Consider the following 12,732-nt stretch of genomic DNA (forward strand, 5'->3'; position numbering starts at 1 on the left):
CGCGCCGGGGCACGGCTTCCGGGTCCGCCGTGCCGTCAGGCCGGAGCGGCGCCGGTGCCCGCGAGCACCTCGGGCCGCAGCAGGCCGGCGAGCGTCCCGGCCGGGAGCAGGCCCTTCTCCAGGACGAGTTCGGCCACGCCCCGGCCGCTGGTGAGCGCCTCCTTGGCGATCTCGGTGGCGGCCGTGTACCCGATGTGCGGGTTGAGCGCGGTCACCAGGCCGATGGAGTTCTCGACGCTCGCGCGCAGCGCCTCGGTGTTGGCGGTGATGCCGACGACGCAGCGGTCGGCGAGGGTGCGGCAGGCCGCGCTCAGGTGGGTGATGGACTCCGAGAGCGAGTGGAGGATGATCGGCTCGAAGGCGTTGAGCTGGAGCTGGCCGGCCTCGGCGGCCATGGTGACGGCGACGTCGTTGCCGATCACCTCGAAGGCGACCTGGTTGACGACCTCCGGGATCACCGGGTTGACCTTGCCCGGCATGATGCTCGAACCGGCCTGCACCGGCGGCAGGTTGATCTCGCCGAAGCCCGCGCGTGGCCCGGAGGACAGCAGCCGCAGGTCGTTGCAGGTCTTCGACAGCTTGACGGCGACGCGCTTGAGCACGCCGGACATCTGGACGAACGCGCCGCAGTCCTGCGTCGCCTCGACCAGGTTGGCCGCGGTGACGAGGGGCAGCCCGGTGATCGCGGCGAGGTGGCGGCGCGCGGATTCGGCGTACCCGGCCGGGGCGTTGAGGCCGGTGCCGATCGCGGTCGCGCCGAGGTTGATCTCGTGGATCAGCGAGACGGCCTCGGCGAGGCGGCTGCGGTCCTCGTCGAGCATGACGGCGAACGCGGAGAACTCCTGCCCGAGGGTCATCGGGACGGCGTCCTGCAGCTGGGTGCGGCCCATCTTCAGGACGTCGTGGAACTCGACGGCTTTGCCGGCGAAGGCGTCCTGGAGGACGGCCATCGCGTCGAGCAGGCCGCGTACCGCGAACACGGTCGCGATCCGGACCGCGGTCGGGTAGACGTCGTTGGTGGACTGGCCGAGGTTGACGTCCTCGTTGGGGTGCAGGTGCCGGTACTCGCCCTTGGCGTGGCCCAGCAGCTCCAGGGCCCGGTTGGCGATGACCTCGTTGGCGTTCATGTTGGTCGAGGTGCCGGCGCCGCCCTGGATGACGTCGACGACGAACTGGTCGTGCAGCTCGCCGCGGCGGATCTCGCGGCAGGCCGCGACGATCGCGGCGGCCTTCGCGGGCGCCAGCAGGCCGAGCTCCTCGTTGGCGAGGGCGGCGGCCTCCTTCACGGCGGCCAGCGCGTCGATCAGGTGCGGGTAGGCGGAGATGGGCGTGCCCGTGATAGGGAAGTTCTCGGTGGCGCGCAGGGTGTGGACGCCCCAGTAGGCGTCGGCGGGGACGTCGCGGTCCCCGAGCAGGTCGTGCTCGCTGCGGGTGGCGGTCGTCATCGTGTGCGGGTCCTCTTCCTGGGGTTTCCGATGTCGGGTGGTCGCGGGGTCGCCGGTCGCGGGGTCGCCGGTCGCGGGTCGCGCGGCGCTCACGCGGGGTGGGCGAGGGCCTGCGGCGTCAGCGCCGGCACCGGCCGGACGCTGCCCACGGGCAGCCCGCCGCCCGCCGTGGCCTCGCCGGCGCACTCCACCAGCAGGCGGGGGTCGACGCCCGCCAGCGCCAGGGCGGCGGCGGCCACCGGGATCCGCGCGCGGTTCGCGCCGTCCGCGATCTTCACCGCGACGGCGCGGCCGTCCGGCAGGGCGGCGATCTGGACGCCCTCGAAGCCGTCCTTGGCGAGCAGTCCGGGCACCGCGCGCATCAGTGCGGCCGTGTCCCGTCCGGTCCCGGAGGCCATCTCCGGATGGGTGCGCAGCGCGTCCGCGACCCTGGCCTCGGCGGTGCCGGGAGGCGCCGTGGCGATGCGGGCGGCGGCGCGGGCGAGGCCGTGCAGGGAGACGGCGAACAGCGGGGTGCCGCAGCCGTCGACGCTGACGTGCGCGGACCGCTGCCCGGTGAGCTCCTCGACGACCTCGGCGACCGCCCGCTGGAGCGGGTGCGCGGGGTCGAGGTAGGTCTCCGGGGGCCAGCCGTTGAGCCGGCAGAGGTAGAGCATCGCGGCGTGCTTGCCGGAGCAGTTCTGGGCGAGCCGGGAGGGCGGCCGGCCCTCGCGCACCCAGGTGTCGCGGACGACCGGGTCGTACGGCAGGTCCGGGACGTTGCGCAGCTCGTCCTCGCCGACACCGGCGAGTTCGAGGATCCGCCGGGCGCCCGCGAGGTGGCGTTCCTCGCCGGAGTGGCTGCCCATCGCGAGGGAGAGGAGTTCGCCGTCCAGCGGCAGCCCGGCGCGCACCATGGCGACGGCCTGGAGCGGTTTGAGGGCGGATCGCGGGTAGCAGGCGACCTCGATGTCGCCGAGCCGGAACCGGACCTCGCCGTCGTCGCCGAGGACGACGACGGAGCCGTGGTGGACGCCCTCGATCAGGCCGCCGCGGGTCACGTGGGCGACGGGGGCGTGTCGGGGCTCGCGGATCGGGGGTGCGTCCGCGGGGGAGGGTCTGTGCATCACTGCCTCGTTCGAAGGTGGGTCACTGCTGGTCGGCGGGTGTCAGCTGTCGGACCCGGCGGCGGCGCGGGCGATCCGGCCGCGGATCGCGAACCAGCCGGCGACCAGCACGGCGGCGATCAGCGGTACGCACAGCACGGTGGTGCGGCTGGCGCCGCCGTCCGCGTACATGAGGACCAGGACGGTCGCGAGGAAGGCCAGCGTCACGAGTTCGGTCCACGGCGAGCCCGGCAGGCGGTAGGCGGGGCGCGTCAGTTCGCCGGCCCGGGTCTTCCGCCAGAAGAAGAGGTGGCAGATCATGATCATGCCCCAGGTGGCGATGATGCCGATGGCCGCGAGGTTGAGCACGATCTCGAACGCGTCGGCGGGGACGACGTAGTTGAGGCCCACGCCGAGGACGCACATGCCGCTGGTGAGCAGGATGCCGCCGTACGGCACCTGGCTGCGGCTCATCCGGGCGGTGAAGCGCGGGGCCGAGCCGTTGACGGCCATCGAGCGCAGGATGCGGCCGGTGGAGTAGAGGCCGGAGTTGAGCGAGGACATCGCCGCGGTGAGGACGACCAGGTTCATCACGCTGCCGGCCGCCGGGACACCGATGTGGGACAGCACGGTCACGAACGGGCTCTGGCCGGAGGTGTACTTGTTCCACGGCATCAGCATCGACAGCAGCACCACCGAGCCGACGTAGAACAGGCCCACCCGCCACATGATCGAGTTGATCGCCTTCGGCATGATCTTCTCGGGGTTCTCGGTCTCCCCGGCCGTCACGCCGACCAGTTCGACGGAGGCGTAGGCGAAGACGACGCCCTGGATGATCAGCAGCATCGGCAGCAGCCCGTTGGGGAAGATCCCGCCGTTGTCGGTGATCAGGGCCGGGCCGGGCACGGCACCGTCGACGGGGTGCCGGGTGACGAGCAGGAAGATCGCGATGCCCATGAAGACGACCAGGGCACTGACCTTGACGATCGCGAACCAGAACTCCAGTTCGCCGAAGATTCTCACCGAGATGAGGTTCACGGTGAGCACCAGGGCCAGGGCTATCAGCGCGATCACCCACTGCGGGATGTCGGAGAACAGGTGCCAGTAGTGGGCGTACGTGGCCACGGCGGTGATGTCGGCGATGCCGGTGGTCGCCCAGTTGAGGAAGTACATCCAGCCCGCGGTGTAGGCGCCCTTCTCACCCAGGAACTCCCGGGCGTACGAGACGAAGGCGCCCGAGGACGGGCGGTAGAGGACGAGCTCGCCGAGCGCGCGCACGACGAGGAAGGCGAAGACGCCGCAGACGGCGTAGGCCAGGAACAGGGAGGGGCCGGCGTCGGCGAGGCGTCCGCCCGCGCCGAGGAACAGTCCGGTGCCGATCGCCCCGCCGATGGCGATCATGTTGACGTGCCGGGGTTTCAGGGACTTGCTGTAGCCGGTGTCGCCGGCGTCGGTGTGACGGGTCGTGGGGCGCTTCTCGTCCTTGAGGAACTGCTCGCTCACGCCTCGGCTCTGCCTTCTCTCGGAGTGTCCGCGCGCTGGGGGCGCACGATGTCGGTCAGGGTGGCCTCCACGCGGTGGAGGTGGTGGGACATCGCCTCGACCGCGTCGGGCTCGGAACCGTCGATCAGGGCCTCGACGATCGCCCGGTGCTCGCAGTTGGACTGCTCGCGCCGACCGCCGAGTTCGTTGAGGAAGGTCGACTGACGCGCCAGTGCGTCACGGATCTCCTCGATGACCCGGCGGAACACGGGGTTGCCCGAGGCCTCGGCCACCGCCAGGTGGAAGACGGTGTCCAGCGCGACCCACGCGGTGGTGTCGGTCTCCCGCTCCATCCGGTCGAGCAGGTGGCCCAGGTGGTCCAGGTCCTCCGGGGTGCGGCGCAGCGCCGCGTACCCGGCGACCGGGATCTCGACGTGCCGTCGCACCTCCAGGAGGTCGCTGGCCGCGTAGTCGCCGAAGGTGGGGTCCTCGACCGTGTTCGCCACGACGAAGGTGCCCTTGCCGGTCTTGGACACGGTCAGGCCCATGGCCTGCAGGGCCCGGAGCGCCTCCCGCAGCACGGGCCGGCTGACCTCCAGCGTGCGGCACAGCTCCGCCTCGGAGGGGAGCTTGTCGCCGACCACGTACTCGCCGCGCTCGATCGCGCTCCGCAGGTGGCCGAACACCGCTTCCATCGCGCTCACGCGCCGAGGGATCCCACTTGCTGTCTGGCTGTCTGACAGGTTCACGGGGTGATCCTCGGGGTCCGGAGCGGTGCTGTCAAGGAGTCCGTGCGCGGGGCGGCCGGGCGCGGCCGACCCCCACGACGGGGGGAAGGGATCGGCCGCGTACCGACCAGGCGGCGGAGGCTTGCGCATCCGGGCCGCGAGCAAGAATCCTGCTGCTGTTCACGCTTAAGCACAAGAAAAGACATCTTCGCGACAGATAAGCGAGCCTTAACACCGTGCAGAGACTCGACCCCCGGCTGCTCGCCACCCTCGAAGCCGTGGTCCGCCACGGCTCCTTCAACGCCGCCGCCCGCGAGCTGGGCTACAGCGCACCCGCCGTCTCGCAGCAGATCGCCGAGCTCGAACGCCGCGCCGGCCTCCGAGTGATCGAGCGCCACCCCGTACGCGCCACTGCGGCCGGCGAGGTCCTCCTCGGCGCCGAACAGCGCCTCCGGAGCGCCCTGGCCGCCGCGTCCACCGAACTCGACGCGATCCGCGCGGGTACGGCCGGACGGATCCGGCTCGGCGCCTTCGCCTCCGCCGCCGCCGGCATCGTCCCGCAGGCGCTGGCACGGCTGCACGCGACCTACCCCGACGCGCGGGTCAGCCTCTCCCAGGTGGAACCCGAAGCCGGCTACACCAGGCTCAAGCGGGGGGACATGGACCTGGCCCTCAGCTACGACTACGACTTCATCCCGCTGCCACCGCCCCGGACGCTGCGCCGCACGCTGGTCGCGCGGGACCCGGTCGTGGCGGTGGTCCCGGCCGACCACCACCTCGCCGACCGGGACGTCATCGACCTGGCCAGTCTCGCCTCCGAGACCTGGATCGCGGCTCCGGAGGCGGCGCTGCGCCTGGAGCTGCTCGCCCAGATGGCCAAGACGCCGGGCTTCCAGGCCCGTCTGGAATACGACGGCGACGACTTCAACACGGTGCTCGGCTTCGTGGCCGCCGGCCTGTGCGTCGCCGTCATGCCGCAGCTGGCCCTCCCGCCGCGGAACCCCCGGATCGTGGCGCGCCCCCTCGCCGACCCGGAGCTGACGCGCTTCATCTACACCGTCCGCATCGACACCCGGCACGCCCCGCGGGCCCTGCTGGCGCTGGAGGAGATGCTCGCCGCGCAGGCGTCGGCCGCGCTGTCCTGAGGCGCGGCCGAGGCCTCGACGGATCCGCGACCGGGCCGGGCCGGGTCGAGCCGGGCCGCCGTCCGGCTGGGGCGGGCGGGCCGGCCGGGCCCGGCCGGTGACGGCGTCGGTCACCCCTCGGTCGGGTCGCTCCGGTCGGCCGTGAGCCGCTCGCGCCACTCGGCCACGGCGGCGGGCGACAGCGACGCGAGGCAGGCGATCGCCTCGTCGTCCCGTCCGTCGGTCCAGCTGAGGACCCGGGTCAGCACGGTGTTCCGGACCAGCCGGATCTCCTTGAGCAACTCCTCCAGGCGCTTCAGTTCCTCCCCCGTGGCGGCGAGCGTCTCGTCGATCGCCGTCCGTTCCTCGGCCCGCTGCTGCCGCAGGTGGGCCGTCAGACCGGTGAGGACCACGCCGTCGTCGGCCGCGGCGCGGCGGAACGTCTCGGCGAGGTGGTCCAACACGCAGTCGGTGGCGTCGGCGAGGCTCGCTCCCACGACCTTCGCGCCCTCCCAGCTGCTCCGCCCGGCGTCGCTGGTGTGCAGCCAGACCCCGGCTTCGACCGGCGTGCGGTCGCCGCAGGCGGCCGCACGGCAGGCGTACAGGGCCGCACGGTGACCGTAGAAGGCGTAGCCCTCCTCGATCCGGACGCCCGCCGGGGCGCACACCCGCCCGGGAACGCCGCCGTAGCCGGAATCCGGTTCGTAGGCGGCGTAGGCGTCCAGCTCGGCGTCGGTGGCCGTCGCCCACGCCGGATCGCACAATTCCGGATTCCGGGCGAGGAAGCCCGCCACTTCGACCCGCCAGCCCGGGACCGGGCTCATCCGGGGGACGGGCCAGACCGGCGTTCCCGACGCGTCGAGCGTGTGGCGGCAGGCCTCCTCGAGATCGCTCCAGGCCGTCGCGGCCTCGGCGGACCACTCCAGGTCCGCGGCGGGGCCGACCCGGTGCAGCGAGCCGATCACCCGCTGGACCAGCGGCAGGATCCGCCGCGCCAGCGCGTAGAGCTCCTCCACGGTGAAGAAGCGCCAGGTCTCGCCGCCCCGCTCGTCGGTGGTGCGGTGGGGGAGCGGGTGGGCGAACACGGCCGGGCACGGCAGGGCGCCGTCACCGACCTCCGCCCTCCGGTGCCCCGGCAACCGCGGAGCGGCCTCCTCGTCCCGCGTCCGCCAGTCGGTGTCCCCGAACCAGACCGCGCCGGTGCGGAGGTCGACGGCCAGCCACTGCTGGTACCCGTTGCCCGGCCCGAACCGCTCCCGGTCGTGCGCGGCCTGTCGGTCGTGCCACACGTACTCCGCGGGAGGCGGGCTGAGTTGGACGGCGACGAAACCCTCCTGGGGGGTGTACCCGACGACGACGTGCGCGGTCGGTGTGTGGTGCTGGGTCCCGGACATGCGGCTCCCTCCGTGCCGGACCGTGGCGGATCCGCCACTGTGCGGCACCGAGCCTGCCCTGCGCGAGCTGTATGATCAAATCCGATCACTTCTGGACTTGTCGCCCACCGAAAGTCCGCACACGTGCGGATGCGGCGGGGCCCCGGGAGCAGGGCGGGACCTCTGGCCTAGGGGCGTGACGGGCACTCAGGAGGGGGAGGTGCGCGGGTACCTGACGCGACGTCGCGAACGGCCCCGGGGTCGTCTCCGGGCCGCACACCGGATGATGCCGGGCCGTCAGACCCGGCGGGCGTGGGAGGTGAGGCGCTCGGCGAGCGCGAGGACGAGGTCGCGCAGTTCGTCGGGGCGCTCGATGACGAACGGCCGGTCGAGTGCGGCGAGCGTCCGGGGCAGCCAGTCGAGCTGCTGCACCCGCAGCTCGACCCGCAACCAGCGCTCGGCCGACGGGTCCTGACCGGCCGTGGGCTCGTGCTCCGCCACGCTCGCGACGGCCTCGGGGAGGTGCGCGCGGACCTGCTCGACCGTCCCGTGGATCCGCAGGGTCACCTCGTACCGGTACCCGGCCGTGGCGAATCCCGACACCACGCGCTGCGCCGGATCGGGCCCCGCCGGCGGGTCGAACGAGCCGGGCAGGGTCCGCGCGTCCGCGATGCGATCGAGCCGGAAGGTCCGGTCCTCGCCGATCCCGGGGTCCTCGCCCGTGACGTACCACCGGCCCGCATGGGCGACGATCCCGTACGCGTGCAGGGTGCGTTCGGTGAGCCGTCCGCCGCGGTCGGTGTAGCGGATCGAGACCGGCCGGCGGTGGCGCACCGCGTCGGCGACGGTCAGCAGGAGCCCGGCGTCCGGGGTGTCGAACTCGCCGGGCCGGTCCGTGAAGGCCAGGGCCTCCAGCACCGTGTCGAGCCGGCGGGCCACGTGCTTGGGCAGCACCCGCCGGATCTTCGCCGAGGCCGTCTCGTTCGCCGTGCGGTCCCTCGTCGTCAGCCCCGCCCGGCGGCCGGCGACCAGCCCGAGCAGCACGGCCAGCGCCTCGTCGTCGCTGAGCATGAGCGGAGGCAGCCGGTACCCGGGGGCGAGCCGGTACCCGCCGTAGCGGCCGCGCAGCGACTGCACGGGCACGTCGAGGTCGACCAGCTGCTCCACGTACCGGCGCACGGTGCGCTCCTCGACGCCGAGCCGGTCGGCGAGTTCGGCGGCCGTCCGGGTGCCGCCCGACTGCAGGAGCTCCAGGAGGGTCAGGACGCGGCCGGTGGGTCGGGGCATGGCCGCAGCCTAACGCGAATACCGGACCGGTTCTGTCCGCTAATCCTCCTAGTCTGCGACGTGTACCGCACCGGCACGGCCAAGGAGATTCCCATGGACTTCGTCTCGATCCGCATCATCACCGGCGACGTGGCGCGCCTCGTCGAGTTCTACGAGCGGGCCACCGGCCTGCGGGCGACATGGTTCACCGAGGACTTCGCCGAGCTCAGGACCGGGGGAGGAGCGACCCTCGCGATCGCCGGCACCCGCACCGTCCCGCTGTTCGCCCCGGGCTCCGCCCGCCCGGCCGACAACCAGAGCGTCATCACCGAGTTCCTCGTCGACGACGTGGACCGCGTCCACCGGAACCTGACCGGCTTCGTCACCGACTTCGTCAACGAGCCGACCACGATGCCCTGGGGCAACCGGGCGCTGCTCTTCCGCGACCCGGACGGCAACCTCGTCAACTTCTTCACCCCCGTCACCCCGGAGGCGATCGCGAAGTTCGCCCGCTGACGCCCCGCACAGCCGCTCGCCAGGGGCCCCGGTCTCCCAGGGCCCCCGGTGCGCTGCGCCTCAGGACCGGAGCGCGGCGCCCGCCCAGGCGCGGTTGCCGAGGAGGGTCTTGATGTCCGAGGCGAGGCCGTTGTCCGGGTTCACCCGGTAGCCGAGCTCGTAGAGGGTGTTCTTGTCCCAGTTGGTGGTGAGGAGTCGGACCGGGACGTCGCCGGGGTGGGCCTGGAGGGCGAGTCGGAGCTCGGCGACCACCGTGGGGGTGATCCGGGAGGCCGGGACGGTGATCTGGACGGGTGGCTTGGTGCCGAGTTCGGCGGAGGAGATGTCGAGGGTGCTGATCTCCTGGCCGAAGATGCTCAGCGAGCCGTCGCGCTCGTTGAGGCGGCCGCGGACCGAGATGACGTTGTCCTCGACCATCTGCTCGGCCATCAGGTTGTAGGTGGCGGGGAAGAACAGCACCTCGACCGAGCCGTCACGGTCGGCGAGGGTGATGATCGCCCAGGCGTTGCCGGCCTTGTTGATTCGCCGGTCGACGCCGGTGATCAGACCGGAGAGGCGGACCTCGCCCTCGGAGCGGCCGGAGCCGAGGAGTTCGGCGATCGACGTGTCGCGGTTCTGGGAGAGGATGTGCTCGGCGCCGTCGAGCGGGTGGCTGGAGACGTACAGGCCGAGCATCTCCCGTTCCAGGGCGAGGAGTTGGCGACGGGGCCACTCGTTGTCGGTGAGCTGGAAGTCCAGCCCGATGGCGGGACCGCCGGCCTCGTCGGCGTCGAGCGCGCCGAACAGGTCGTCCTGCCCGATGGCCTGCTGCTTCTTCACTCCGGTGACGGCGTCGATCGCGCTCTCGTGGACGGTACTGAGCGAGAGCCGGGTGTGGCCGAGCGAGTCGAAGGCGCCCGCCTTGACCAGGGAGTCGACGGTGCGCTTGTTGCAGACCACCAGCTCGACCTTGTCCAGGAAGTCGGCGAAGGAGGTGTACTTGCCCTTCTCGTCGCGGGTGCGCACCAGGGACTCGATCACGGGCACGCCGACGTTGCGGACAGCCTTGAGGCCGAAGCGGACGTCGCTGCCGACCGCGGTGAAGTCGACCACCGACTCGTTGACGTCGGGGGAGAGGATCTTGATGCCCATCTGCCGGCACTCGGCCAGGTAGACCGCCATCTTGTCCTTGTCGTCGGCGACCGAGGTGAGCAGCGCGGCCATGTACTCGGCCGGGTAGTTGGCCTTCAGGTAGGCGGTCTGGTACGAGACCAGGCCGTACGCGGCGGAGTGCGACTTGTTGAAGGCGTAGCCGGCGAACGGGACCAGGACGTCCCAGACCGCCTGGATGGCCTCGTCGGAGTAGCCGCGCTCCTTGCAGCCCGCGTGGAAGGGCACGAACTCCTTCTCCAGCACCTCCTTCTTCTTCTTGCCCATCGCGCGGCGCAGTAGGTCGGCCTGGCCGAGCGAGTAACCGGCCAGCACCTGGGCGGCGCGCTGGACCTGCTCCTGGTAGACGATCAGGCCATAGGTGGGGCCGAGGACGTCCTTGAGCGGTTCCTCCAGCTCGGGGTGGATCGGGACGATCTCCTGCTGGGCGTTCTTGCGCAGCGCGTAGTTGGTGTGCGAGTTCATGCCCATCGGGCCGGGCCGGTACAGCGCGGAGACAGCGGAGATGTCGGCGAACTCGGTGGGCTTCATCAGCTTGAGCAGGGCGCGCATGGGGCCGCCGTCGAGCTGGAACACGCCCAGGGTGTCGCCGCGGGCGAGCAGTTGGTAGGTGGTGGGGTCGTCGATCGGGATCTTCTCGATGTCGACGTCGATGCCCCGGTTGGCCTTCACGATCTTGATGCAGTGGTCGATGATGCCCAGGTTCCGCAGGCCCAGGAAGTCCATCTTGATCAGGCCCATGGCTTCGCACGACGGGTAGTCGAAGCCGGTGATGATCACGCCGTCCTTGTCCCGCATGTGCAGCGGGATCAGGTCGAGCAGCGGGGTGGAGGAGAGGATGACGGCGGCGGCGTGCACGCCGGTGCCGCGGATCAGGCCCTCGATGCCCCGCCCGGTGTCGATGATCTTCCGGACGTCCGGCTCGTTCTCGTACAGCGAGCGGATCTCGGTGCCCTCGTTGTAGCGGGCGTGCTTCTCGTCGAACAGGTCGGCCAGCGGCACGCCCTTGCCCATGACGTCCGGGGGCATCGCCTTGGTGATCCGGTCGCCCATCGAGAACGGGTAGCCGAGGATGCGGTTGGCGTCCTTCACGGCGGCCTTGGCCTTGATCGTGCCGAAGGTGTTGACCTGGGCCGTGTAAGCGGCGCCGTACTTCTCGGTGACGTAGCGCACCATCTGGTCGCGCTGGCGGTCGTCGAAGTCGATGTCGACGTCCGGGGGGTTGATGCGCTCGGGGTTGAGGAAGCGCTCGAACAGCAGGTCGTGCTCCAGCGGGTCCAGCTGGGTGATCCCGGTCAGGTAGGCGACCATCGAACCGGCCGCCGAGCCGCGGCCCGGGCCGACCGGGATGCCGTTGTCCCGCCCGTACTGGCAGATGTCGGCGACCACGAGGAAGTAGGCGTCGAACCCCATCGGGGTGATCACGCCCATCTCCAGCTCGATCCGGTCCAGCACCTCCTGGCTGGGGCTGTCCCCGTAGCGGTGCTTCAGCCCGACCTCGATCTTCTTGCGCAGGAAGGAGGCCTGCGTCTCGCCCTCGGGCACGTCGAACTGCGGCATCCGGTCGACGTAGGTGAAGACCTCCTCGTACGACTCGATCCGCTCGGCGATCGCGAGGGTGTTGTCGCAGGCCTCGGGCAGTTCGCGGAAGAGCTCGCGCATCTCCTCGGCGGTCTTCACGTAGTAGCCGGTGCCCTGGAACTTGAACCGGTTCGGGTCGTCCTTGTTCTTGCCCACGCCGACGCACAGCAGGCTGTCGTGGGCGTCGGCCTGGTCGGCCGTCACGTAGTGGGAGTCGTTGGTGGCCAGCAGCGGGATGTCCAACTGCTTGGCCAGACGCAGCAGGTCGGCGCGGACCTCGCGCTCGATGTCCAGGCCGTGGTCCATCAGCTCCAGGAAGTAGTTCTCCCGGCCGAAGATGTCCTGGTAGGCGCCGGCGGCCTTGACGGCTTCGTCGTACTGGCCGAGCCGCAGCCGGGTCTGTACCTCGCCGGAGGGGCAGCCGGTGGTGGCGATGATGCCGTCCGCGTTCGCGGCGATCAGCTCGCGGTCCATCCGGGGCTTCATGTAGTAGCCCTCCATCGACGCGAGCGAGGAGAGCTTGAACAGGTTGCGCAGCCCGGTCGCGTTCCGCGCCCACATGGTCATGTGGGTGTAGCGGCCGCCGCCGGAGACGTCCTTGCCGCCCTCGCCGTCCGCGCCGGACGGGCGCTGGCCGCCCGGCGACCAGAACACCTGCTTCTTGAGGAAGCGCGAGGACGGCGCGACGTACGCCTCGATGCCGATGATCGGCTTCACGCCGGTCTTCGCCGCGGCGTGGAAGAACTCGTACGCGCCGAACATGTTGCCGTGGTCGCTCATCGCGATGGCGGGCATGCCCTGTCTCTCCGCCTCGGCGAACAGCTTGCCGTTCTTCGCGGCCCCGTCCAGCATCGAGTACTCGGTGTGGACGTGCAGGTGCGCGAAGCTGTCGGACACGGCGCTGTGCTCCTCGGGGGGATCTCGGACGGGCAAGCGGCCCAGGCTAGCCGGTCGGCGCGGACGGCGCGCAGTGACGGCCGTCC

General features: G+C 71.4%; 9 protein-coding genes. 2 read left to right on the forward strand and 7 right to left on the reverse strand.

Features of this window, described 5'->3' with window-relative positions; genetic code table 11:
• Positions 1–35 precede the first annotated feature (35 nt).
• The 4 genes from aspA to AB2U05_RS35085 all read right to left on the reverse strand — a co-directional run bounded on the left by aspA (position 36) and on the right by AB2U05_RS35085 (position 4,707).
• Complete coding sequence (gene aspA, locus AB2U05_RS35070; RefSeq protein WP_045692488.1) at positions 36–1,445, reverse strand: aspartate ammonia-lyase; 1,410 nt, start codon at positions 1,443–1,445, stop codon at positions 36–38.
• 89 nt (positions 1,446–1,534) lie between these two features.
• Positions 1,535–2,551 carry an asparaginase gene (locus AB2U05_RS35075; protein WP_045692489.1) on the reverse strand — a complete coding sequence of 339 codons (1,017 nt, stop codon included), beginning with the start codon at positions 2,549–2,551 and terminating at the stop codon, positions 1,535–1,537.
• A 42-nt stretch (positions 2,552–2,593) separates the two neighbouring features.
• Positions 2,594–4,033, reverse strand: coding sequence for an amino acid permease (locus tag AB2U05_RS35080; protein WP_045692490.1), 1,440 nt, complete (start codon positions 4,031–4,033; stop codon positions 2,594–2,596).
• Entirely contained in the window at positions 4,030–4,707 is a 678-nt protein-coding gene (locus tag AB2U05_RS35085) for a FadR/GntR family transcriptional regulator (protein WP_045692491.1), read from the reverse strand. Before AB2U05_RS35085 ends, AB2U05_RS35080 begins: the two co-directional genes overlap by 4 nt.
• 269 nt (positions 4,708–4,976) lie before the next feature.
• Here AB2U05_RS35085 and AB2U05_RS35090 point away from each other — a divergent pair, with 269 nt between their 5' ends.
• The gene (locus AB2U05_RS35090) at positions 4,977–5,885 is read left to right on the forward strand and encodes a LysR substrate-binding domain-containing protein (RefSeq protein ID WP_052707115.1); all 909 of its coding nucleotides are present in this window, start codon (positions 4,977–4,979) and stop codon (positions 5,883–5,885) included.
• A gap of 110 nt (positions 5,886–5,995) precedes the next feature.
• On the opposite strand, the gene AB2U05_RS35095 is transcribed toward AB2U05_RS35090, so the two are convergent.
• A complete protein-coding gene (locus tag AB2U05_RS35095) occupies positions 5,996–7,258 on the reverse strand; it encodes a hypothetical protein (protein ID WP_369185503.1) in 1,263 nt (420 codons plus the stop codon).
• Between the two features lie 276 nt (positions 7,259–7,534).
• Positions 7,535–8,524, reverse strand: coding sequence for a helix-turn-helix transcriptional regulator (locus AB2U05_RS35100; RefSeq protein WP_369185504.1), 990 nt, complete (start codon positions 8,522–8,524; stop codon positions 7,535–7,537).
• A 93-nt stretch (positions 8,525–8,617) separates the two neighbouring features.
• On the opposite strand from AB2U05_RS35100, the gene AB2U05_RS35105 reads away from it, so the two are divergent.
• Complete coding sequence (locus tag AB2U05_RS35105) at positions 8,618–9,019, forward strand: VOC family protein (protein WP_369185505.1); 402 nt, start codon at positions 8,618–8,620, stop codon at positions 9,017–9,019.
• A 60-nt stretch (positions 9,020–9,079) separates the two neighbouring features.
• On the opposite strand, the gene dnaE is transcribed toward AB2U05_RS35105, so the two are convergent.
• Positions 9,080–12,646 carry a DNA polymerase III subunit alpha gene (gene dnaE, locus AB2U05_RS35110; RefSeq protein ID WP_369185506.1) on the reverse strand — a complete coding sequence of 1,189 codons (3,567 nt, stop codon included), beginning with the start codon at positions 12,644–12,646 and terminating at the stop codon, positions 9,080–9,082.
• Positions 12,647–12,732: the final 86 nt, after the last annotated feature.

It is taken from the genome of Streptomyces sp. Y1 (genome assembly GCF_041053115.1).
GTDB lineage: Bacteria > Actinomycetota > Actinomycetes > Streptomycetales > Streptomycetaceae > Kitasatospora > Kitasatospora rubellomurina.